14 protein-coding genes and 2 pseudogenes are annotated in these 22,652 nt (G+C 66.0%); 7 read left to right on the top strand and 9 right to left on the bottom strand.

Going from position 1 to position 22,652, the window contains the following annotated elements; translation table 11 throughout:
* Window positions 1-27: 27 nt before the first annotated feature.
* The 4 genes from ABFG95_RS10725 to ABFG95_RS10710 all read right to left on the bottom strand — a co-directional run bounded on the left by ABFG95_RS10725 (window position 28) and on the right by ABFG95_RS10710 (window position 3,697).
* On the bottom strand, window positions 28-579 hold the full coding sequence (locus ABFG95_RS10725) for a 3-hydroxyanthranilate 3,4-dioxygenase (RefSeq protein WP_054428910.1): 552 nt from the start codon (window positions 577-579) through the stop codon (window positions 28-30).
* A 152-nt stretch (window positions 580-731) separates the two neighbouring features.
* The gene (locus ABFG95_RS10720) at window positions 732-1,697 is read right to left on the bottom strand and encodes a LysR substrate-binding domain-containing protein (protein ID WP_054415108.1); all 966 of its coding nucleotides are present in this window, start codon (window positions 1,695-1,697) and stop codon (window positions 732-734) included.
* An 84-nt stretch (window positions 1,698-1,781) separates the two neighbouring features.
* Window positions 1,782-2,213 carry a RidA family protein gene (locus tag ABFG95_RS10715; RefSeq protein ID WP_059273102.1) on the bottom strand — a complete coding sequence of 144 codons (432 nt, stop codon included), beginning with the start codon at window positions 2,211-2,213 and terminating at the stop codon, window positions 1,782-1,784.
* Window positions 2,214-2,239: 26 nt separating this feature from the next.
* On the bottom strand, window positions 2,240-3,697 hold the full coding sequence (locus ABFG95_RS10710; RefSeq protein ID WP_348995842.1) for a 2-hydroxymuconic semialdehyde dehydrogenase: 1,458 nt from the start codon (window positions 3,695-3,697) through the stop codon (window positions 2,240-2,242).
* A gap of 231 nt (window positions 3,698-3,928) precedes the next feature.
* On the opposite strand from ABFG95_RS10710, the gene ABFG95_RS10705 reads away from it, so the two are divergent.
* Complete coding sequence (locus tag ABFG95_RS10705) at window positions 3,929-4,414, top strand: MarR family transcriptional regulator (RefSeq protein ID WP_232732838.1); 486 nt, start codon at window positions 3,929-3,931, stop codon at window positions 4,412-4,414.
* A 60-nt stretch (window positions 4,415-4,474) separates the two neighbouring features.
* Here the strand turns inward: ABFG95_RS10705 and ABFG95_RS10700 are convergent, their stop codons facing one another.
* The 3 genes from ABFG95_RS10700 to groES all read right to left on the bottom strand — a co-directional run bounded on the left by ABFG95_RS10700 (window position 4,475) and on the right by groES (window position 7,576).
* Window positions 4,475-5,473: a YihY/virulence factor BrkB family protein gene (locus ABFG95_RS10700; protein ID WP_049076086.1), complete on the bottom strand. Its 999-nt coding sequence runs from the start codon at window positions 5,471-5,473 to the stop codon at window positions 4,475-4,477.
* Between the two features lie 136 nt (window positions 5,474-5,609).
* Window positions 5,610-7,250 carry a chaperonin GroEL gene (gene groL, locus ABFG95_RS10695; RefSeq protein WP_006385976.1) on the bottom strand — a complete coding sequence of 547 codons (1,641 nt, stop codon included), beginning with the start codon at window positions 7,248-7,250 and terminating at the stop codon, window positions 5,610-5,612.
* A gap of 38 nt (window positions 7,251-7,288) precedes the next feature.
* Window positions 7,289-7,576: a co-chaperone GroES gene (groES, locus tag ABFG95_RS10690; protein ID WP_006221616.1), complete on the bottom strand. Its 288-nt coding sequence runs from the start codon at window positions 7,574-7,576 to the stop codon at window positions 7,289-7,291.
* 311 nt (window positions 7,577-7,887) lie between these two features.
* On the opposite strand from groES, the gene ABFG95_RS10685 reads away from it, so the two are divergent.
* Complete coding sequence (locus ABFG95_RS10685; protein ID WP_278990611.1) at window positions 7,888-8,022, top strand: hypothetical protein; 135 nt, start codon at window positions 7,888-7,890, stop codon at window positions 8,020-8,022.
* 550 nt (window positions 8,023-8,572) lie between these two features.
* On the opposite strand, the gene ABFG95_RS10680 is transcribed toward ABFG95_RS10685, so the two are convergent.
* On the bottom strand, window positions 8,573-17,302 hold the full coding sequence (locus ABFG95_RS10680; RefSeq protein ID WP_278990612.1) for a glucoamylase family protein: 8,730 nt from the start codon (window positions 17,300-17,302) through the stop codon (window positions 8,573-8,575).
* A 132-nt stretch (window positions 17,303-17,434) separates the two neighbouring features.
* Between ABFG95_RS10680 and pgi the strand changes: the two genes are divergently transcribed.
* From pgi to ABFG95_RS10655, 5 genes and pseudogenes are all read left to right on the top strand, one after another.
* The gene (gene pgi / locus ABFG95_RS10675; protein ID WP_278990613.1) at window positions 17,435-19,111 is read left to right on the top strand and encodes a glucose-6-phosphate isomerase; all 1,677 of its coding nucleotides are present in this window, start codon (window positions 17,435-17,437) and stop codon (window positions 19,109-19,111) included.
* A 93-nt stretch (window positions 19,112-19,204) separates the two neighbouring features.
* Window positions 19,205-19,511, top strand: a pseudogene (locus tag ABFG95_RS10670) (BON domain-containing protein).
* 175 nt (window positions 19,512-19,686) lie between these two features.
* The gene (locus ABFG95_RS10665) at window positions 19,687-20,415 is read left to right on the top strand and encodes a Crp/Fnr family transcriptional regulator (RefSeq protein WP_278990614.1); all 729 of its coding nucleotides are present in this window, start codon (window positions 19,687-19,689) and stop codon (window positions 20,413-20,415) included.
* A gap of 20 nt (window positions 20,416-20,435) precedes the next feature.
* A complete protein-coding gene (locus tag ABFG95_RS10660) occupies window positions 20,436-21,182 on the top strand; it encodes a Crp/Fnr family transcriptional regulator (RefSeq protein WP_254601270.1) in 747 nt (248 codons plus the stop codon).
* Between the two features lie 288 nt (window positions 21,183-21,470).
* A pseudogene (locus ABFG95_RS10655) lies at window positions 21,471-21,680 on the top strand (DUF2000 domain-containing protein); the annotation flags it as partial.
* On the opposite strand, the gene ABFG95_RS10650 reads toward ABFG95_RS10655, so the two are convergent.
* Window positions 21,655-22,494, bottom strand: coding sequence for a hypothetical protein (locus ABFG95_RS10650; RefSeq protein ID WP_348995841.1), 840 nt, complete (start codon window positions 22,492-22,494; stop codon window positions 21,655-21,657). The pseudogene ABFG95_RS10655 and the gene ABFG95_RS10650 overlap by 26 nt on opposite strands.
* Window positions 22,495-22,652: the final 158 nt, after the last annotated feature.

Here is a 22,652-nt window from a genome sequence, read left to right as displayed (position 1 = left end):
GGGGGGGGGGATGACAGGTTGGGGGCGTCAGGCGGGCGACGGCTGCGCGGCGGGGGCCTGCGCCTTGCCGGGGTGGATCGCGCCGCAGCCGGGGCAGGTGCGCTTTTCCTCGCTGGCATAGAAGGCCTGGAACAGCGGCGGCAGGTCGGTCACGATGCTTTTGAGCTGCACCTCGACGCGGTGCACCAGGTGGCCGCAATGCGGGCAATACCATTCGAAGCCGTCCAGCAGTCCCTGCGGCCGCTGGCGCTCGATCACCAGACAGGCGCTGCCGGTCTCGGGGCGTTGCGGCGAATGGCGCACATGCGGCGGCAACAGGAAGATGTCGCCTTCCTTCAGGTCGACGCGCTCGGGCTTGCCGTCGATCCACAGCGACAGCCAGGCGTTGCCGCGCACCTGGTAGAAGAACTCTTCCAGCGGATCGTCGTGGTAGTCGGTGCGCAGGTTGGGGCCGCCGACCACGGTGACGATGAAATCGGCGTCCTGCCAGATCTGCTGGTTGCCCACCGGCGGTTGCAGCAGGTGGGCATGGTCCTGGATCCAACGCTGGAAATTCAGGGGCGGGCCATAGGCGGGCATGACGGTCTCCGGGAGGCGCTTGCGGACTTCGCTGAAGGCAAGTCTAGGCGGGGGAAGGGGCCGCGGCACAATAGAAATTGCGCGGTTGGATATGCGGGGTATCTATCGCGGGGTTTCCCTGAACGGGATATCCCGGATGCGGTGGCCGGCGCTCAGGCGCTGGCGGGGCGCTGCGCCGCGATCTGCTTCAGGTACTCGACCAGCCGCAGGCAGGCCGGCGTCAACGGCCGGTCGGCGCGGATCGAATAGCCCACGTCGCCGAACGCGCCGAAGGCATCGGTGGGCAGGCGCGTCAGCACGCCCATGGCCAGGAACTGGGCCGCGGCGTCATACGGCATCAGCGCCAGCGCGTCGCTGTGCATCAGGATGCCGATATTGGTCAGCAGCGACAGCGATTCGACGTGGCGCGTGGGCAGCCGCACGCCGGCATCGAAGAAGCTGCGCTCGATCGAGGCGCGCAGCGGCGAGGTGGGCGCGGGCAGGATCCAGATGTGGTCGGCCAGCTCGGCCAGCGTCACGCGCGCCGCGCCCGCCAGCGGATGGCGCGCGCCGGCCACCAGGCACAGATCCTCGCGGTAGAGCTTGTGGTGGTCGACGGCGACGCCCGAGATCGACGCCATGTCGGCGCCCGGCAGGCGGCCCACCACGATGTCGACGTCGCCGGTGGCCAGCGCCGGCAGCAACTGCGCCGATGGGCCCTCGCGCACGGTGACCTGGATGCCGGGGTGCTCCGTCATCAGCCGCGCGATGGCCTCGGGCAGCAGCTTGGCCGAGGCCGCGATCAGCGTGCCCACCACCACGTGGCCGCTGGCGCCGCCCAGCACCGCGTCGATGTCGTCGGCCATATAGCGGATCTCGGCCATCATGGCGTGCACGCGGCGGCCCAGCACCAGCGCCAGCTCGGTCGGCGTGACGCCACGGTTGGAGCGCTCGAACAGCGTCGCGCCGAAGAAGGCCTCCAGGTCGTGGATGGCCTTGGTGACGGTGGGCTGGGTCAGGTGCATGTCGCTGGCGGCGCGCGACAGCGAGCGGCGCGCCAGCACGCGCTCGAAGATCTGCAGCTGGTGCAGCTTGAGTTTGTGGCTGAGCGCGTTGGGCGTGATGCGGAAGTTCGACATGCGCGCGGCCGTCCCGGCGGGGCGGCGATCCTGTTTCGAAGGCAAAGCCGCAAGGCGGTCGGACGCCATGGCCGCGCGCGCCGCTCAGCGCGCCTGCGGCTTGTAGGCCACCGCCTTGATCTCAATCAGCAATTGCGGGTGCGGCAACTGATGCACCGCCACGGTGGTGCGTGCCGGTCCATCGGCGTCGAAGAACTCGCCGTAGACCTGATTGTAGCCACCGAAGTCGTTCATGTTGACCAGGAAAGTACTGATCTCGACCACGTCCGCCAGGCCCGCGCCGGCGCTGGCCAGGATGTCGCGGATGTTCTCGATCACCGCGCGCGTCTGCGCGCGGATGTCGAGCGTGGTGGTGCCCATGGCGTCAACCTCGGCGCCGGCGATGCGGTTGTCGGGCAGGCGCGAGCTGGTGCCGGAGACGAACAGGAAGTCGCCGGCGCGCTTGATGTGGGGATACTTGCCGCGCGGCGTGGCCTTGCCGGCGACGACGGTGGCGCGGGTGGAAGATGAGGTCATGGCGGAGTCCTTGAAGGCGCTGTGGCTCACAGCTTGATGCAGACGTTAGTGGGCTCGGTATAGAAATGCAGCGAATGGCGGCCGCCCTCGCGGCCGATGCCGGACAGGCCGCTGCCGCCGAACGGCGTGCGCAGGTCGCGCAGGAACCAGCAGTTGACCCAGGCCAGCCCCACCTTCATGGCCTGCGCGACGCGGTGGCCGCGGGTCAGGTCCCGTGTCCAGACGGCGGCGGCCAGGCCGTAGCGGGTGTCGTTGGCCAGGCGGATGGCCTCTTCCTCGGTGTCGAACGGCGCCACGTGGCAGACCGGGCCGAACACTTCTTCCTTGATGCAGCGCGCGCTCTCGGGCAGGCCGGTCCAGACGGTCGGCTGCACGTAGGCGCCGGCGTCGCGCGCATCGCCGAACACCGGGATGCCGCCGCCGGTGACGACCGTCGCGCCTTCCTCGCGCGCCAGGGCGAAATACGACAGCACCTTTTCCCGGTGTTCGCGCGACACCAGCGGCCCCATGCCGGTGTCCGCGTCGTTGGGCCAGCCGATGCGCAGCGCCCGCGCGCGCTCGGCCAGCGCGGCGACGAAGCGTTCGTAGATCGGGCGCTGCACGTACACGCGTTCGGTGCACAGGCAGACCTGGCCGCAGTTGGCGAACACCGAGCGCGCGGTGCCGTCGACCGCCGCCTCGAAGTCGGCGTCGGCGAACACCAGCGCCGCGTTCTTGCCGCCCAGCTCGAACGACACCGGCTTCACGCCCGGCGCCACGGCGCGCATGATGGCCGCGCCGGTGGCCGATTCGCCGGTGAAGGTGATGCCGTCGATGTCCGGATGCGTGGTGATGAACTCGCCCGCCGAGCCCGGCCCGAAGCCATGCGTCAGGTTCAGCACGCCGGGCGGAAGCCCCGTATCGCGCGCGACCTCGGCCAGCAGCGTGGCGGTGGAGGGCGTGACCTCCGACGGCTTCATGATGACGGTGTTGCCGAACGCCAGCGCCGGCGCCACCTTCCAGGTCAGCAGCAGCAGCGGCAGGTTCCACGGCGAGATCACGCCGACCACGCCCAGCGGCTTGCGGTAGGCGTAGTTCAGCGCCTGGCGGCCGTCGGGCGTGTCGGTCATGTAGCTTTCCATGTCCAGCGTGCGCGCCAGCTCGGCGAAGGTTCGGAAATTGGCGGCGCCGCGCGGAATGTCGATCTGGCTGGCCCAGGAGACCGGCTTGCCGGTGTCGCCGATCTCGGCCTGCAGGAAATCGTCGAAGCGGCGGCTGATGCCGTCGGCCAGCGCCAGCAGGTGGTCGGTGCGCTGCGCCACCGGCAGCGCGGCCCAGGCGGGCAGTGCGCGGTGGGCGGCGGCGACGGCGCGATCGACCTGCTCGCGGCTGGCTTCGTGCGCCAGGGCGATCAGCGCGCCATCCACCGGGCTGTGTTTGTCGAAGGTGGACGCGCCGTCTTCGAAGCGGCCGTCGATGTAGTTGCGCAGCTGGCGGATCGTCATGATCGGGATTCCGGGAAGGGCCGAGAGGGAGACTGGCGATAATGTACGTATACGTACTATTATGAGGATATTAGGCAGCGCCCGGCGCGAAGTCAATGCAGGGTTTTGCCCCAGGAGGGCCGGCGTGGGTGGGCAGGGGCCTGCCGCGGCGCGGGCTGGCCGCCACGCGGGACCCGCGGGGCAACGCCTGCCCCGGCCTACAATCGCCAGGCCCTCTCCATGGAACGCCCGATGACCGTTTCCCGTTCGACCTCACGTCCGGCCCCGCCCCGCGCCTTGCGCGAATTCGACCTGACCCACGTGGCCTCGCACCTGCTGCGCCGCGCCCATTTCCGGGCCGAGGCGCTGTTCGCGCAGGCGTTTCCCGACGAGGACCTGACGCCGCGCCAGAAGGCCCTGCTGATCACGGTCTACCAGAATCCGGGCGCGACCCAGAACCGGGTCGCCGAGCTGATCGCGCTAGACCGCAATTCCTTCGCCGAAATGATCGCCCGCATGAGCGCCAAGGGGTACGTGCGGCGCACGCGCTCTGCCGAGGACGGCCGCGCCTATGCGCTGGAGATCACGGACGAGGGCATGGCGCTGCTGGCGCGGGTGCTGCCGCGTGATGCGCAGGTGGAGGCGCAGGTGCTGGCGCCGATCCCTGAGGAACTGCGGCCCGTGTTCCTGCGCTGCCTGCGCCTGATGACGGGGCTGGAATCGCCCGAGGCGCCGTGAAGGAAAAGGAGCGGGAAAGGCTCGCGCCCAGCGCAGCGAGTGACGGACGCGGCGCCTGGTTCAGGGCGTGTCCGACGGCGGTGATGCCGGCGGCGCCGATGCCGGCACGGACGCCGACGATGTCGGCACGGCGGACGCTGGATCCGCATCCGAAGCCTTGGAGGCCGCGGGCGTCTTGGGCCGAGCCTCGCGCCCGAACCGCAGCGCGAACTGCCGCGTGAACACTGCGCCGAAGAAGAAGATCTGCGCCGAGTAATAGATCCACAGCAGCAGCGCGATCAGCGAGCCGGCCGCGCCGTAGGCCGACACCGCCGCGCCCCGGCTCAGGTATACGCCGATCCCCCACTTGCCCACCAGGAACAGCGCCGCCGTGACGATGGCGCCGGGAATCACGTCGCGCCAGGAGATCCGCGCGCTCGGCAACAGTTTGAAGATCACCGCGAACAGCGCCACCACCACCGAAAACGAAAACAGGCTCGACGCCCAGTCGGCCGCCGTGGCGAAGGCCGAGGCGGTCCACAGGTCGCCGTAGTACTTGCGCGCGGCGCCCAGGGCCGCGTTCACGGTCAGCGAGACCAACAGGAACAGCGCCAGCACCAGCACCAGGCCGAACGACAGCATCCGGCTGCGCACCATGCCCTGGATGCCGCCCTTCTGGTTGCCGGACACTTCCCACAACTCGTCCAGGCTGGCCTTGAGCTCGGCGAAGGCCGTGGTGGCGCTGAAGATCAGCACGAAGATTGAAATCAGCGCCGCGATCCAGCCGCCGCCGGATTCATGGGCGCTGGCCAGCACCGTCTGGATCACTTCGGCGCCGCGCTCGCCGGTCAGGTCGCGCAGCGACGCGAACAGCTCGGACCGCACCGCGTCCTCGCCGAAGAAGGCGCCGGCCACCGCGATCACCAGGATCAGCATCGGCGCCAGCGAGAACACCATGTACAGCGCCAGCGCCGCGCCCTTGCTGGAGGCGCGGTGGGTGGACCATTGGTTGGCGGAATCCATCAACAGGCCGCCGATCTCGGACGGACGCAGGGCACGCAGGCTTTGGGGAAGGCGCATGGGTCTGGGCTCTGGCTGGGGGAACCTTCATTGTAGGGCCCACAAAAGAAAAACCCCCGGGGCGAAGGTCCGGGGGTCTTTCGGGGTACTGCATTCCCCGGCCGAAGCCGGGGAGGCCATGCAAGGGAGGCGGGACTTAGAAGTCCATGCCGCCCATGCCGCCCATGCCGCCGGGCATGGCCGGGGCAGCGGGCTTGTCTTCGGCCAGTTCCACAACGGCGGCTTCGGCGGTCAGCAGCAGGCTGGCGACGGAGGCGGCGTTTTGCAGGGCGGTGCGGGTCACCTTGGTGGGATCCAGCACGCCTTGCTCGACCAGGTCGGTGTACTCGCCGGTCGCGGCGTTGTAGCCGTAGTTGCCCTTGCCTTGCAGCACGGTGTTGACCACCACGCTGGCTTCTTCGCCGGCGTTGGTGACGATGGTGCGCAGCGGCTCTTCGACAGCGCGCAGGATCAGCTTGATGCCGGCGTTCTGGTCAGGCGTGTCGCCCTTCAGGTCGGTGATGGCTTGCTTGGCGCGCAGCAGGGCCACGCCGCCGCCGGCCACAACGCCTTCTTCCACCGCAGCGCGCGTGGCGTGCAGGGCGTCTTCGACGCGAGCCTTCTTTTCCTTCATTTCGACTTCGGTGGCAGCGCCAACGCGAATCACGGCAACGCCGCCGGCCAGCTTGGCCACGCGTTCCTGCAGCTTTTCACGGTCGTAGTCGGACGTGGCTTCTTCGATCTGGATGCGGATCTGCTTGACGCGCGCTTCGATCGACTTGCTGTCGCCAGCGCCGTCGATGATCGTGGTGTTTTCCTTGCCCACTTCGATGCGCTTGGCTTGACCCAGCTCAGCCAGGGTGGCCTTTTCCAGCGACATGCCGGTTTCTTCGGAGATCACCGTGCCGCCCGTCAGGATGGCGATGTCTTCCAGCATGGCCTTGCGGCGGTCGCCGAAGCCAGGCGCCTTGACGGCGGTGGTCTTCAGGATGCCACGGATGTTGTTGACCACCAGGGTCGCCAGGGCTTCGCCCTCGACGTCTTCGGCGATGATCAGCAGCGGACGGCTCGACTTGGCGACTTGTTCCAGCACCGGCAGCAGGTCACGGATGTTGCTGATCTTCTTGTCGAAGATCAGGACGAACGGGTCTTCCAGCGCGGCGACTTGCTTTTCCGGGCTGTTGATGAAGTAGGGCGACAGGTAGCCGCGGTCGAATTGCATGCCTTCGACGACGTCCAGCTCGTTTTCCAGCGACTTGCCGTCTTCGACGGTGATGACGCCTTCCTTGCCGACCTTGTCCATCGCGTCAGCGATGATCTGGCCGATCGAGGAGTCGCTGTTGGCCGAGATCGAGCCGACCTGGGCGATTTCCTTGCTGGTCGTGACCGGCTTGGATTGCTTCTTCAGTTCGGCGACGGCGGCGGCGACAGCCTTGTCGATGCCGCGCTTCAGGTCGATCGGGTTGAAACCGGCGGCAACGTACTTCAGGCCTTCCTGAACGATGGCCTGGGCCAGCACGGTGGCGGTGGTGGTGCCGTCACCGGCGTTGTCGGAGGTCTTGGAGGCGACGTCCTTGACCAGCTGGGCGCCGATGTTCTCGAACTTGTCCTTCAGTTCGATTTCCTTGGCGACGGAGACGCCGTCCTTGGTCACGGTCGGGGCGCCGAACGAGCGCTCCAGCACGACGTTGCGACCCTTGGGGCCCAGGGTGGTCTTGACGGCGTTGGCGAGGACATTCACGCCACGGACGATGCGCACGCGGGCGTCGTCACCGAACAGTACTTGCTTGGCAGCCATTTGTTAGCTTCCTTCGAAAATTCGTTTTGAGGCAGGGTTTACTGGACCACGGCGAGGATTTCGTCCTCGCGGATGACGAGCAGCTCTTCGCCGTCAACCTTGACCGACTGGCCGGCGTACTTGCCGAACAGAACCTTGTCGCCAGCCTTCAGGTCGACCGGCAGGATCTTGCCGTCTTCGGTCTTCTTGCCGGGGCCGACGGCCACGACTTCACCCTGGTCGGGCTTTTCAGCGGCGCTGTCGGGGATGACGATGCCCGACGCAGTCTTGCGCTCGTTTTCGAGGCGTTTGACGATCACGCGATCGCCCAGGGGACGCAAGGCCATGAGGAACTCCTGTTACTAGAGAAGAAAGTGAATGATCGGTTGGGCCCGGGAGGATTGTTAGCACTCACCGGAGTCGAGTGCTAATTATAGGGATGATGTGGTGGGGTTCAAGGGGGGAGGAGGGGCTGTTACATCTGACGGGACGAGGCGTCCTAAGGTGAGGTGGTGCGTCCCTTTTTATGTGCCACTGTCGAAGTTCATTGAACTTGAGATTTGATTCACCCACGTTGGCGCCTGATCAAACGATACGCGTGTCGTCGCCTCTTTCGGCGTGGATAACGATTTGACGTGTCGGTGCGAAGCAGGTGGGTATGCAAGACTCGCACGGTAGCGCGGACATGGCGTGCGCCCTGTCGCCTGTGATCTTCCTGGCTTGCACGGGGTTTGTCGTGGCGAATCCGGCGATCGTGCTGTTCGCGTTGCCGGTGGCGGGATTGGAGCCCTAAGCGGCCCGTCGTTGCGCGCGCGCGAAATGCCGGAAATGGAGCGGACCTCCCCAAGTGCCTGACCGCTAAGTGCCATTCACCGGAGCGGTCCTTGCCGGCCTCGCAGAAAGCCTGCCACGTTCTGTTTCAACATCGTTGCGTCATACGTCGATGATTTGATTGCGGCTTGCAGGATCGTTCGCCTCGTCTCCGTGGGGAAAAGGCTCCAGGTGCTAATAACGGCGGCTCCCAAGCAAGCAATTACTCGTCTTTCCGCTTCATCCAGCACGCCTGGGTCCAATACTTCCGTCGTTATGGGAAAGTGAACGCCGCCTTCGTTAAGCCAACGTTCGATATCCGAATCGCTAAGGTCATGTTTCATGGTGTTCCTTCCTTGACTTAGCCTCGCCCGTCAGCTTGGCTATATGTTCTTTCAGCACGGCCTTGTCGAAGGACGCCTGAGCCATTTCGGTGTTTAGTAATCGTTGGCGGGCATCTTCAGGAAGGTCCCTTGTTGTCCCACCTTTCACTGTTTTCTAGGCACCATCGCTACGGTCCAACGGCGCAGAGATCACGCCTGTAACACGATCATGACCTCGCGATCCCTTCCATCGTCCAGCAAGGGGATTTCACCCGATTTCTGCAGCACGCCATCAAGCGTCACGTACCCCGCGCCATTCTCGGACTGTCCGCGCAGGGCGGTCACGGAGTACATCGTAGCCCCGTGCCGGTAGTGCAGCTTGAAGGTGTTCCAGTCTGCGGGCAGGCAGGGGTGAAAGCTCATGGATGCGCCGCGCCGGCGCATCCCCAGCACCGATTCCAGGACCAGGCGGTACATCAGGCCCGATGAGCCGGTGTACCAGGTCCAGCCGCCACGGCCTCGCTGCCCGGGCGTGGTGTAAATATCCGCGGCCATGACATAGGGCTCCACCTTGTAGACGGCGGCTTTTGCTGGGGAGTCGGAATGGCTGATGGGGTTTAGCATCGTCAGCAGGTCACCGATGCGCGCATCGTCGCCAAGGCCGCAGAATGCCATGGCGGTCCAGATGGCGGCGTGGGTGTACTGGCCGCCGTTCTCGCGCACGCCAGGCACATAGCCTCGGATGTAGCCGGGATTCAGGGCGGAGGAATCAAAAGGCGGATCCAGCAGCCGTATCAGTCCGCGCTCGTTGTCGATCAGCCGGTCGTCCACGGCCTGCATGGCCAGGCGGGCGCGGTCTTCCAGGGCGGCGCCCGACAGCACGGCCCAGCTTTGCGAGATGGCGTCGATCTGGCATTCCGGATTCTCGGCAGTCCCCAAGGGGCTGCCGTCATCGAAATAGGCTCGCCTGTACCACCCGCCGTCCCAGCCGGACGCTTCAAGACACAGGCGCAGCCGGGCGGCTTCCGATGCGCAGTGCGCGGCAAACGCCAGGTCTTCCTGCGCACGGGCCACTGGCGCGAACCGCGTCAGCGTGTCGTAAAGGAAGAAGCCGAGCCAGACGCTTTCGCCGCGTCCGGCTTCGCCGACTTTGTCCATGCCGTCGTTCCAGTCGCAGGAGCCGATCAGCGGCAAGCCATGCGCGCCGCGGGCGCTCAAGGCATGCGACAAGGCAAGGGCGCAGTGCGCGTACAGGCTTGCGGACTCCCTGGACGCAATGGGGTGGTCGTAGTTGGAAGACTCGCCGGGGTTAAGCAGGCGGCCCTCAATGAAGCCCGCTTCTTCCGCCAGCACGCCTGTGTCCCCCGTCACCTTCACATAGTGGCAGGTGGCGAACGGCAGCCACAGGTAGTCGTCCGAGCAGCGCGTACGCACGCCGCGGTTCGTGGGCGGGTGCCACCAATGCTGCACGTCCCCCTGCACGAACTGCTGGGCCGCGCAGCGCAGCAGGTGCTCGCGTGCCAGGGCGGGGCGGGCGAGCACCAGCGCCATGACGTCCTGCAGTTGATCGCGAAAGCCGTAGGCACCACCCGACTGGTAGTGGCCGCTGCGTGCCCACAGCCGGCAGGCCAACGTCTGGTAGAGCAGCCAGCCATTGGCCAGCGTATTCACGGCCGCGTCCGGGGTGTCGATGCGCACGACACCCAGCGTGTCTCGCCAATACTGCCTGACCGCCTGGAGTTCGCTGCCGGCCGCGCCCTGCTCGCTGTATTGGCGCACCAGTTGCCTGACTTGTTCGATTCCCTGCGCCGACGCGCCGAGGTGGAACAGGATTCGCACGTCCTGACCGTCCTCCAGCGTGGCGGGGACTTGGATGGCCGCGCAGGGATCAAGTCCCGCGCCCGTCCTGCCCGAAAGCCGGCTGCGGCGCAACGCTTGCGGGTGGCGCAGGGTGCCGTTTCTGCCGATGAACTCCTTGCGGTCGCCGGTCATGGTCCGGCTTGCGCTGCTGGCGTCGAACCACGCGATGTGCCTGGAAAAATCCGTATTGAAGCTGTTGCGTGCCAGCAGTGCGCCGGTGTCGGGATCGATCTCGGTCGTGATGTGCATGGAGGTCTTGGCGCGCAGGTCGCCTAGCACCCATTCCACGTAGCCGGTTGCCGACAGGCGACGGCGCCGCCCCGACCGGTTGCGCAGCGTCAACGCGTAGAACTTCACCGGCGCATCCTGGGCGACATGGACGCACAGTTCGGATTCGATGCCGTTCTCCAAGTGTTCGAACACGGTGTAGCCAAAGCCGTGGCGCGTGACGTAGGCGGACTCGCCGCCCGCCGGATAGGGCGCGGGGGACCAGCAGTGGCCGCTGATCTCGTCGCGCAGGTAGAAGGCTTCGCCGCAGGCGTCGCTAACCGCGTCGTTGTGCCAGGGAGTGAGCCGATACTCGTGGGCGTTGTCACTCCAGCTATAGGCCTGTCCGCTCTCGGACACGACCGTGCCGAAGCCGGCATTGGCGATGACGTTCACCCAGGGCGCCGGCGTGCGCTGGCGCCGGCTTGTGGTGATCACGTATTCCTCTCCGTCGGGCGTGAAACCGCCCAGCCCGTTGTGATGCAGTAGCGCGGACGGCTCCTGCGCGGCGGCCGCTTGCGCGGCAGGCGGCAGGGGCGGCGTCGAGATCACCAGGGGCGGAGTGCGGATCTCCGGCAGGCCCAGGCGGTTCACCTGGTTCGCCAGCGTACCCAGCGCGTCGCTGAGCGATATGCGCGAAACCGCCAGCAGCAGCGTGCGGTCCTCTTCCGATATCTGGTCGCCGGGTCGCACGAAGATACCGCCCGGGCGGTCGATGATGTGCGCCTCCACGCCCGCGGAGATCAGGCCCATCATGCGGTCCTGAAGCGCCTGGCGGTAGCTGCCCGTGTCCTCGTTCCAGATCACCAGATCCACCGCCACGCCCTTCTGCCGCCAGTAGGCATGCGCCTGGACCAGTTGGCGAACCAGCTCGAAGTTTGCCGGATCCTTGATCCGGAGCAGCACGATGGGCAGGTCGCCCGAGATGGCGTATCCCCACAGACCCGATTGTCCGCGGCGATTCTTCAGCAGCGTCGCCGCCTCCGCGCGCATGGCCGGGTTCTGGTAGACGATGGCGTTGGCAAGCCGCGCATAGAGCTGGGCGTCCGCCTCGGTGGCGTTCAATTGGCGCACGATTACCTGCGCGTGCGTCCACGCCAGTTCCAGGGCCCGGTCGGCCAGGTGGCGATCCCGGTATTTGCTGATCAGGTTCATGCAGGCGCTGCGGCTGTCACCGACGCCCTGCACCAGATCGATGACCGCGGATTCCTCCGCCTCCAGGGTGATCTCGCAGCGAATCGCGGAGACCGGGTCCAGCACCGAACCCTGGCTGTTCGTCAACGGCGCGTCGCCCTCCAGCGCCTGGGGATCAGCTGCCGAGCGGCCTCGGCCCAGGAAGATAGACCGGTCGGTTTCATAGGACGTCGTGCCGGGATTGCCGCCATGGATCGCCAGAAGCTGGAACATCCACGGCGGATTGTCCGCTGGGCTGCGGCCCCGGCGCGAGCACAGGATGGCGCGTTCGGACGGAACGATCTCGGTCTGCACAAAGAGATTGCTGAACGCCGGATGCAGTTCATCCGCCATGGGCGGCGCGATGACGACCTCGGCATAGCAGGTGATTTCTATGGTCCGCCGTTCGAGGCTCCGGTTCGTCAGGTGGCAGCGCCGCAGCTCGATATCGTCTTCCGGCGACACGACGATTTCGGTGTGCGTGTCGATCTGATAGTCGGTGCGGCGGAATTCGGCCCGTCCCTCGGAGAAGATGACTTCGTAGTGGTCCGGCCGCGTCAGGGTAGGCTGGTGCGACGTGGACCAGATGGCGCCGCTGTCCTTGTCCTTCAGGTAGCAGAACGTGCCCCAGTTGTCGCAGGTACCGTCTTCGCGCCAGCGGGTCACGGCCAGGTCTCTCCAACGGCTCGAGCCCGCGCCGCTGTTGGTGACCATGACGTGATAGCGTCCGTTGGACAGGAGCTGCACCTCGGGAATGGCGCTGTCAGCGGTATCCAACACGCGCACCGACGCCTCTGGCTGTCCCGACGCGGTGCTGCGGATGACCGACAGTTCCACGGCCTTGGTGTAGGCCGCCGCGGCGCGCGGGATCCGCTCCTGCAGCAGGAGCAGGGTGGCCTGGAAGGACGGATCGGCTTCAAAGCGCGCCTGCATCGTGCGTCCCAGCAGTACGCTTGCGATCGATAGGAACCCCATTCCCTGGTGATGCGCCATGTAGGCATAAATGATGGCGCCGGTCTTGCCCGGCGGCAGGCGGCGCGGCGTGTAGTCGATGGCCTCGTAGAATCCGTAGCGGCCCAGCAGGTTCTCCTTGGCCAGGCGCTGCAGGTTCCTGCACGCCTCGTCGGGCGACACCATCAGCGCCAGAATGGACGCGTACGGAGCCACCACCACGTCATCGGCCAGCCCCCGCTTCAGACCGAGGCCCGGCACGCCGAACGCCCGGTACTGGTAATTCATGCCGATGTCGAACAGGTTGTACGCGCTTTCGGACATGCCCCAGGGAATGCCGAGCTTGTCGCCATACTCGATCTGGGCGCGCACGGCCGACTTGCAGGTCTGCTCCAGCAGAGTATGCGCGTAGGACGGCATGACGAGCCGCGGCATCAGGTATTCGAACATCGAGCCGCTCCACGACAGCAGCACCGTGCCGCCCGCGGCGCCGCTGAGCTGCCTGCCCAGGGCAAACCACGTTTCCTGCGGGAGCTGGCCTTGCGCGATAGCCACGAAGCTGCAAAGGCGGGCCTCGGAGGCCAGCAGGTCGTACAGGCCCTCGTCGCGCCTGCGCTCGGTCAAGTTGTAGCCGATGGCCAGCAGGCGGCTGCCCTTGTCGTACAGGAACCCGTAATTGGCCACCGCCATCTCGGCCAGCGTGTCGGCCAGCAGGGCAATCAAGGCTAGGCGTTCGCGGGCCCGCTCGCCCGCCACGACCACGGCAAGCTCGGTCTCCAGCAGCCAGGCCCGCTCGTCGGAGGATGCCTCCGGCAGCGACAGCCGCTCGCGCAAGGCGGGCAGCAATCCCGTGGCCTGGCCCGCGACCTGCTGCAGGGTCGGCATGGCGTTCAATTCGGGCATGTCCCGCCATGCGACGCCTGGGGGCGAGCCTCGCCAGGGCGCCAGCAGAGCCAGCTCGTCGCGCGCGGCCTCGCATTGGCGCAGCAATGCCTCGCCGTGCCACAGCGCCTGCGCGAAGTCCGGCGCCGCGTAGCGTGCGGTCAGGTCGGCGGCCAGCCGGCATAGCCGGTCGAGATGCTGCCTGACTTGCCCCAAGTTCGCGGGGTCTGCCAGGGTGGCGGACGCCAGTGCGTCGGCCAGCGCCTCCAGTTCGGGCGAATCGTCGGCCGGGACGCTTTCCCGCAAGACCGCGAATGCGTCGGCGCAACCCTCGAATGTCCGAGGATGCAGGATGGACGCCTGCGCCAGTTCCAGCAGGCCGGGGCGCAACGTGAGCAGGTGGCCGGCAAGGTTGCCGCTGTCCACGGTCGAAATGTAGAGCGGGGCCAGCGGCTTCAGCGTGACGGTGTCGTACCAGTTGTAGAAGTGACCCAGATAGCGCTCCAGCGTCGCCATGGTGCCCAGCGACGCCTGCGTCTTTTCCAGCAGGCGGCCCGCCTGCAGGTACCCGAAGTCGTAGGCGGCCAGGTTGGCCAGCAGCGCCAGCCCCAGGTTGGTGGGCGAGGTGCGGTGGGCGATGGCCGGGGATGGCTGGTCCTGGATGTTGTCGGGTATTAGCCAGTTGTCTTCCGCGCCGCCGTGGCCGTCGAAGAATGACCAGGTCTTGCGCGCCAGCACTCTCAGGAACTGGTTCTGGTCGAGGGACAAGTCGATCCGGGCAAGCACCGGCGGGCGGCTCAAGCGCCAGGCGATGGCAGGCATCGCCACCCAAAGTGCCAGAACCGGCAAGGCGGCCACCCAGGCCGATGGGTTCAGCAGCATCACGCCTGTGCCGATGGCGGCGGCGAGCACGGGCGAGCCCCGGACGGAAAGCAGGAACGGCCCGGAACGCGTCCCGCCGTCCCGGTTGGTGATGCTTGACGGCTTCCATTCCAGCAGCCGCCGGCGCGAGATCGTCAGCCGGTACAGCGTCCTGATGACCGCGTCCAGGCTGTACAAGGCTTCGTGAGCCAGACTGGTCAAGGAAAACGCCGCCTGCGTGAACTGCCGCAGCGTGGGCGCCATCCAGCCGACCAGATGCCGCGACAGCACGACGTCTTCTTCTTTCCTCACCCCGCTCAAGGCGGAGGCGAACAGGGCGGGCAGGAACAGGATAAGCACGCAGGCGACCGTCCACAGGTACGGGGCCGGCAACAGCATCCAGCCCAGCGCCAGCAAAAGCACAAGACTGGCCGGGACCAGGCTGCGGCGTAGATTGTCCAGGATCTTCGCGCGCGCCAGCGCAGGCAGGGGCGGTCCGCGTTCCGCGCCCGGGGCCGCCGGCGCGCGGCCGAACAGCCAGCCCAGCAACTGCCAGTCTCCCCGTATCCAACGGTGCCGGCGGCTGACGTCCGCGGCGTAGCGGGCGGGCTGCCCTTCGAATAGCTGGACGTCGCTTAGCAGGCCCGAGCGGGCGTAGCAACCTTCCAGCAGGTCGTGGCTCAGGACCCGGTTGTCCGGGAAGCACTCCTTCAATGCCGCTTCGAAGGCGTCCACGTCGTAGATACCCTTGCCGATGAAGGACCCCTCCTTGAAGATGTCCTGGTAAACGTCCGAGACCGTGTTGGTATAGGGATCGATGCCCGGATCGCCGCCATTGAGGCGTGCATACGGCGACGCCGTCAGGTCGGTCAGGCTCACCGCCACCCTGGGCTGCAGGATGCCGTAGCCGCGGGTTACCCGGCGCGTCGCCGGGTCGAACTGCGCCTGATTGAGCGGATGGGCCATCGCGCCGACCAGCTTCCAGGCGGTTTCCCGAGGCAAGTCGGTGTCGGTGTCCAGCGTGATGACGTACCTGATGCCGGCGAGCGCCGCCAAGTCGCCCACCACGCAGGAAAACGCGTCCGTGCCCTGGCCGCGGAGCAGGCCGTTCAGATCGGCCAGCTTTCCTCTTTTTCTTTCGTAGGCCATCCAGACGCGTTCCTGTTCGTTCCAGCGGCGGGGGCGGTGGCAAAGGTAGAACGGGCTGCGTCCCAGCCTCCGATACTTCTTGTTCAGGGCCTGGACCTGCGCCTTGGCGCGCTCCAGCAGCAGGGCGTCGGACGGCAGATGCTCCGACGCGGCGTCCGCGAAATCCGTCAGCAGGCAGAAGCTTAGGTTGTCCCCGGGATTCGCCAAGAAGCGGATCTCCAGCGCTTCGGCGAGCGTGTCCGCGTCATCCAGGTCGATCAGCATCGTTGGGACGGCGACCAGGCAGCGGGCATCGTCGGGGATGCGCTTGGCGTAATCCATGCGCGGCAGGCGCTGGGGGCGCACCAGCCATGTCAAGGACCAGTTGACGGTCGCCACGGCGAGATGGCTGGCGGCCAGAACGGACAGCAAGGCGAAACCCGCCATGGCCCAGAGGCCGGCTCCCGCTCCATGGGCCATCGCCAGCAGCAGCGCGCTGACCGCGCCCGTCAGCAGGATGATGGCGCCCGCATACAGGCGTAGCGCGGCGCGGGGGGAAATGCGGGCCAACCTTTCCGCCAAGCTGGATTTGGCCTTGGCCTGTTTCGCCAGCTCGTCCTGGCCCTGGTCGATCAGGTAGAAGCCCACGTGCCCGCGCCGCGGATCGGCGCCAGGGTCCGGGTCGGCCGCCGCCGCAGCGGCCAGGTTGATCGCCATGGCGGCGATTTCGGTTTCGGCATGGTCGGAATTGCGCGCCATCCGTTCTACCCGATGGCGGTAGTGGTCTCGGGTGGGAAAGTCCATGCCGCGGTAGACGCCGGCGGGATCCTGGCACAGGGTCCGGTCCACGATGCTGACGGCTTCCACGAAATCATTCCAGTTCGTCGTCGACAAAGTGCGCAGGCTGCCGATGCTGTTGCTGATCGACACCTGGTCGGCGGCCTGCTGCTGGTTCTCGGCAACGACCATTTGTTCAATGGTCAGGTTGGACTGGGCAAGCCGCTGTTCGAACCACGTCAGGGGCAGCGCCAGCGCCGGGCCGTGCCCTTGGAGCCGCCTGGCCAGTTCCGCGACGAACGAACCGTCTATGGGGGGATTCGACCGCGCCATGTTGGCGATGACAAGGATCAGGCCGGTGGGATCCTCCTCGGCCGATTTGCGCATGGTGTCGGCCCAGGTGTCCGCCAGCCCGCGGTTCATGTTCGCGTACGCCAGGCGGATGGCGACGCGGCGCAGGTTCTCGATCAGGGCCAGGCGCATCATGATGGGAACCGCCCACAATTCCCCCAGTTGCAGCGGCGCAACCAATTGATAGGCGGCCACGAATGCCTGGATCCCCGCGGCATCGATCCGCGCGTCGCTATGGGAAATCATCTCCAGCGCAATGTCGTAAACCCGCGGCAGCCCCTTGGAGGGGCCCGTGTCCAGTTTTGGCAGACTGCGGCTGTAGCCTTTGGGCAAGTGCCGCTTGGCCAGCCGGATCTGCTCTTCGATCAGGTAGAAATTGTCCAGCAGCCATTCGTCGGCCGGCGTGATCTGGCGGTTCTGCCGCATGGACTCCATCAGCAGCGCGCAGGCCTGGGCCAGCAACGTCTGGCTTTCAGTCAACCGCGGCAGCAAAGTGTCCGGCGGGCGCGATGTGCCCACCAGATGCGCGTGCGCCAAGGCCTGGCCGTGCTGCTCCATCTGCAGGGCGCTGAACAACTCCGCGCGCAACGGCGGCTCGCTTTCGGCGGAGTGCAGCGTGGCCTTGCTTCGGGTAAACAGGTCTATCCACTCGGGCGCGGCTTCGAGCGAGGGCCAATCAATGGGTTTCATGACCATAGATTGACCGAGCATGGCCGCAGGCTCTGTACGCTACCGCACGGACGCCCTTCATCGCCTGTGGCATAACCGGCCAAAGGCCCGGAATTCGGGAAGTTCTCGTCGGGCGGCATGGAGATGATAGCAATGGACAGACAAGCAACGGGTGGTTTGCGCAACGTGTCGCTGCCCCCAGCTTGGCAAACGCTGGCCGGGCACGTGGAAGAGGTGCGGCCGCAGCATCTGCGCGATCTGTTCCAGCTTGACCCGGATAGGGGGCCGCGCTTCAGCGTGGAGGCTCCGGGCTGGTATCTGGACTATTCCAAGAACCGGATCACCCCGAGGACTGTCGAGCTGTTGCTGCGCCTGGCCCGCGCGTGCCGTCTGCCGGCGCGGATTGACGCCATGTTCAATGGCGATCCGGTCAACGTCAGCGAAGGGCGTGCGGCTCTGCATGTCGCACTGCGCATGCCTGCCGGTTCCAGCGTCCGAGTGGAGGGCAGGGACGTCGTGCCCGACGTCCAGCGGGTGCTGCGCCGCATGGAACACTTCGCCGGCAAGGTGCGCAGCGGATCCTGGCTTGGCGGAACCGGGAAAAAGATCAGGAATGTCGTGAACCTGGGAATAGGCGGCTCTGCGATCGGTGCGGGCATGGCTTGGGCGGCGTTGCAGCACTATGCACGGCCAGACATGCAATTCCGCTTCGTGTCCAACGTGGACGGGGCGGACTTCTTTCAGGCCACGCGCGACCTGGACCCACGCGAAACGTTGTTCATCGTCTGCTCAAAAACCTTCCACACGCCCGAAACCTTGCGAAACGCGGCCGCTGCGCGCGCCTGGTGCCTGGAAGACATCCAGGACGAAGGCGCGCTGCGGGCGCATTTCGTGGCTGTTACGGGCAATCGCGACGCCGCCATCAAGGCCGGCTTCGCGCCGGAGCATGTTTTCGACGTCTGGGAGTGGGTCAACGGCCGCTATTCGTTGTGTTCCGCCATGGGCCTGGCCCTGCTGACCGCCATCGGGCCCGCCGCTTTCCGCGAGATGTTAGCGGGCTTCCATGATATGGACGTGCATTTCCTGTCTGCGCCGATGGAACAGAATCTTCCCGTTCTGCTCGGTTTGATGGCGATATGGAACAACAACTTTCTTGAGTCGCGATCCGTTGCGATTCTGCCTTATGACCACTATTTGCGACGGTTCCCCTCATATGTGCAGCAATTGATGATGGAAAGCAACGGCAAGTCTGTGGCCCAGGACGGGGCCCCGGTCGCCACCCAAACCAGCCCGGTTTACTGGGGGGGCTGCGGAACCAATGGCCAGCATTCGTTCCATCAGTTGCTGCACCAGGGCACGCAGATCGTGCCCTGCGACTTCATCGGATTTCTGTCGCCGCTGCCATCATCGGCGGGCGGCCATGAAGAACTGCTGGCGAACATGTACGCCCAGGCCCAGGCGCTGGCGTTCGGACGCCTCCGGGACGAGGGGGGCGGGCCTGGCGATACGCAGGAGCCAGAAGGGCACCGGGAGGTGCAGGGGAATCGCCCCAGCAACACGCTGCTGGCCGCAAAGCTGACGCCCCGGACATTGGGCGCGCTCGTCGCGATCTATGAGCACAGCGCGTTCACCCAGGGTGTGATCTGGGACATCGATTCCTTCGATCAATGGGGCGTGGAGCTGGGCAAGACGCTGGCCGCTCATATCGCGCAAGCGCTCGGGGCCGGGGAGGGGGGCGCGCAAGGGCTGGACAGTTCCACGCGCGCGCTGATGCAGAAATACCTGGATGCCAAGGCCTCTGGCGCTATGCACGCCAGCGAACGGACTTGAGTCTGGGCTTCCCATAGCGTGACAGGGTCATCGCAGGGAAGAATCCTGACCCGACCGGGCCAGGTTCACGTAGTAGGGAAGGATCTATCACTCATGAAATCATTCAAAAAATATGCATGCGCGGTGTTCATCGCGCTTTCCAGTGGCGGGGGGCGCTTCGACCTCCAAGACGGCGGGAACGGGCGAATATGTGGACGACAGCGTCATCACGACCAAGGTCAAGGCCGCGATTCTCAATGAACCCGGCCTCAAGGTGGCGGAGATCAATGTCGAGGCCTTCAAAGGGGTGGTTCAGCTCAGCGGATTCGTGACCTCGCAGGCCGACGCTAACCGCGCGGTCGAAATGGCCAGGGGCGTCGGCGGCGTGACGAGCGTGAAAAACAGCATGCAGATCAAGTAGCGCCCGCTTAGCGGGGCTAGCGACCAATAGTGCGTTACTCTGGGAAAGACTCCGTTCGCCACCGTACATAACGCGTGGCGATTGCCCCTGCCGAGTGGGCAAAGTGTGCCGGAGGATTTTCGGATTGCGGCCCTGGATCGGGCCGTTGCAACTGGGCTTGTTGGAGGGACTCATCATGCCTGATTTACACGATCCCACCCGGAATTATCTATTGGCGGCGCTGCCCCCGCAGGAGACGGAGCGATTGTTTCCGCTGCTGGAGCGCGTTTCCCTGCCGTTGGGAAAAGCCTTGTACGAACCGGGCGGCCGAATGCGGCATGTCTGCTTCCCGATCGATTGCATTGTCTCGCTGCTATGCGTCATGGAAGATGGCGCCTCCACCGAAATCGCCGTGGTCGGCAACGAAGGCATCGTTGGCATTTCCTTGTTCATGGGTGGAGAAACCACGCCAAGCCGCGCGATCGTCCAAAGCGCGGGGTCAGCCTATCAGTTGAAGGGTCAGGCGCTGAAAGACGAGTTCGACCGGGGTGGGGCCATGCAGCACCTGCTGCTTCGATACACGCAGGCGCTGCTCACGCAAATGGCCCAGACAGCGGTGTGCAACCGACATCATTCGCTGGACCAGCAGCTTTGCCGCTGGCTGCTGCTCAGCCTGGACCGACTGCAATCCGACGAACTCGTCATGACGCAGGAACTGATCGCCAACATGCTGGGCGTGCGGCGCGAAGGAGTCACCGAGGCTGCCGGCCACCTGCAGGAGGCCGGTCTGATCCGGTATCGCCGCGGCCATATCACCGTGGTGGACCGCGTCGGGCTGGAGGCACGTGTCTGCGAATGCTATATGGTCGTGCGGCAGGAATATCAGCGCCTGTTGAGTCAAACTGGCGGCCCGGTCCGCGCCTGAGATGGAACCTGGAGCAGAACTTGCCGCACCCCACGATCGCCGATGTTCCCAACCGCCTGCTCGACGCGTTGCCCAACCGGGAACGGCCTCGTTTGCTGGATCGCTTCGAGTCTGTCGACCTGGTCTTCGGGCAATGCCTGCTTCAGCCCGGCGATCGCATCGACGACGTCTACTTCCCCGGTGGGGGCTATATCTCCCTGATTCTGCCGCAGAAGCGCGGCGCTTCCCTGGAGGTGGGCCTGGTCGGCAATGAAGGGATGTGGAGCGTTGACGTCCCATTGGGCGCCGATACCTCGCAACTGCGCGCAGTCGTGCAGGGAGCAGGGTCCGCCTTGCGCATGAAAGCGGATCTGTTCCGGCGGGAACTGGACGCCAGTGCCGCGCTGCGCGGCCTGATCAGCCGTTATACCGTGGTCATCCTGCAGCAGCTCGCCCAGACCGCGGCCTGCATGCATTCCCATGTGCTCGAGGGCAGGCTAGCGCGCTGGCTGCTGATGACGCAAGACCGCGCGCACTCGGACAGCTTTCACCTCACTCATGAATACCTGGCCTATATGCTGGGTGTGCGGCGGGTCGGCGTGACGGTGGCGGCCTCGGCCTTGCAGCACCGCAAGCTGATCGCGTATCACCGCGGAAACATCGAGATCCTGAATAGGCCAGGCCTGGAGCAGGCGGCATGCGATTGCTACGCTGCGGACCAGCTCAGCTACGGCCAACTCAGGAGGGGCCCCCACCAAGGCCCGGTGGGACGTAAATTGCTACAGTGATCTCGTGAATAATGAGCTTTCCGTTCTCCCTGCGAATGCCTACAAGCCAGCGGTCATGGCGCAGCAGGGAACTGTTCCCCGCGTTTCAAGTGTCGATGCCAGAAGGATGGTTGCTGCACCAGGTCGAGAACACGCTAGCGGCGGTCGGCCTACAAGCAACGCCGCTGCGAATTCTTGAAGATCTTGGCGCTCAGGCAAGGGCTTTGGGCGGTGAGAGCCGGACGTTTACCCCACCCAGCCAGCCTCCCCATCACTTCTTCTTATCCTGGTGTTCGAGGGGACCGCGTCGGCCAGCAGGTGGCGCACCGGATCGCGCGCGACCGCGAGCTGACGCTGGCGCCGTTCGTCCATGCCATGTTCGCCACCGGCCACGACGAGGCCAACCGCGCGGTGTTCCGCGCCCAGCCGGCCGACGACCTGGACCTGGTCGGCATCGCCCTGCGCGGTCCGAAAAAGGCGGTGGACAAGGCGGTCAAGGGGCTGTCGCTGCATCCTTGATGCTGTCGCTGTCGCTGTCGCTGTCGCTGTCGCTGTCGCTGTCGCTGTCGCTGTCGCTGTCGGACGCGGGACGCGCCGGCGCGCCGTCCCGGTAGGCCACCGAGACCATGGCGCCGACGACGAACGTCATCACGATGAAGAGCGTCAGATAGGCCACGATCCAATACGGCCCGCCGTCCACGGCGTAGCCCAGGTACTCGTACAGCGCGCTGTGGGCCAGGCCGCCCGCGCTCACCAGGATGCCCAGGGCCAGCATCAGCGGCCAGCGCGGGTAGGGCATGGCGGCGCGCACGCCACGCAAGCCGGTTGCGCCGGTCACGGCGGCGCGCGGCAGGGCGGGCGCCAGCAGCGCCAACCCGTACAGGATCGGCAGCCAGAGCACCAGCGCCACGGGCACCAGCGCCGCGAAGAACAGGCCCGAATCCGGGCCGTTCATCAGCGCGAACAACACGTAGGGCAGGTCGCCCGTGGCGCGCGCCAGCGTCGTCACGACCACCGCCAGCAGGCCCAGCATCACCAGGTGCCAGGCTTGCGCCGTACTGCCGGGGGCATCGATCCGCGTATCGTCCGCGCGCGCGATGACCCGGTGCCAGGCGTACGTCATGCGCGAGAATGCAATCAGGTTGACCAGCGCGAACAGCAGGAACAGGCCGCCCTTAAGCCAGTACAGCGACGCGGCCAGAATGGCGAACGGCAGCGACAATAGGAACACCGCCAGCGACCACGGCGCGGCCGCCAGCATCGCGCGGCCATGGCGCCGGATGGCGCCAGCCGTTGCGTTGAAGAATGAAAGCGCTCCGCGTGCGTTCGACAAGTCGTTCCTCTGTGTGTAATCGACAGGGCCTTGTTTATACCGCAGCCACGCCGCCCGGACATCAGCGTTTGCAAGCCTTTACCATAAGAGGGGAGACCCGATGGAAGTGACCTTGAGCGGCAGGATGGAGGACCCGAGGCTATGGCGGTTGATGGTAA

The sequence above is a fragment of the Achromobacter sp. HNDS-1 genome (genome assembly GCF_040084795.1).
Taxonomy (GTDB): Bacteria; Pseudomonadota; Gammaproteobacteria; order Burkholderiales; family Burkholderiaceae_B; genus Achromobacter; species Achromobacter ruhlandii.
This window is presented reverse-complemented; position numbering and strand designations above follow the sequence as displayed.

Coding starts and splice junctions, on each gene's coding strand:
- pgi (WP_278990613.1), top strand. CDS start 17,435: ATGGACAGACAAGCAACGGGTGGTTTGCGCAACGTGTCGCTGCCCCCA.
- ABFG95_RS10700 (WP_049076086.1), bottom strand. CDS start 5,473: ATGCGCCTTCCCCAAAGCCTGCGTGCCCTGCGTCCGTCCGAGATCGGC.
- groL (WP_006385976.1), bottom strand. CDS start 7,250: ATGGCTGCCAAGCAAGTACTGTTCGGTGACGACGCCCGCGTGCGCATC.
- groES (WP_006221616.1), bottom strand. CDS start 7,576: ATGGCCTTGCGTCCCCTGGGCGATCGCGTGATCGTCAAACGCCTCGAA.
- ABFG95_RS10680 (WP_278990612.1), bottom strand. CDS start 17,302: ATGAAACCCATTGATTGGCCCTCGCTCGAAGCCGCGCCCGAGTGGATA.
- ABFG95_RS10710 (WP_348995842.1), bottom strand. CDS start 3,697: ATGACGATCCGCCAGCTGCGCAACTACATCGACGGCCGCTTCGAAGAC.
- ABFG95_RS10685 (WP_278990611.1), top strand. CDS start 7,888: ATGCAAGACTCGCACGGTAGCGCGGACATGGCGTGCGCCCTGTCGCCT.
- ABFG95_RS10665 (WP_278990614.1), top strand. CDS start 19,687: ATGCCTGATTTACACGATCCCACCCGGAATTATCTATTGGCGGCGCTG.
- ABFG95_RS10705 (WP_232732838.1), top strand. CDS start 3,929: ATGACCGTTTCCCGTTCGACCTCACGTCCGGCCCCGCCCCGCGCCTTG.
- ABFG95_RS10715 (WP_059273102.1), bottom strand. CDS start 2,213: ATGACCTCATCTTCCACCCGCGCCACCGTCGTCGCCGGCAAGGCCACG.
- ABFG95_RS10725 (WP_054428910.1), bottom strand. CDS start 579: ATGCCCGCCTATGGCCCGCCCCTGAATTTCCAGCGTTGGATCCAGGAC.
- ABFG95_RS10720 (WP_054415108.1), bottom strand. CDS start 1,697: ATGTCGAACTTCCGCATCACGCCCAACGCGCTCAGCCACAAACTCAAG.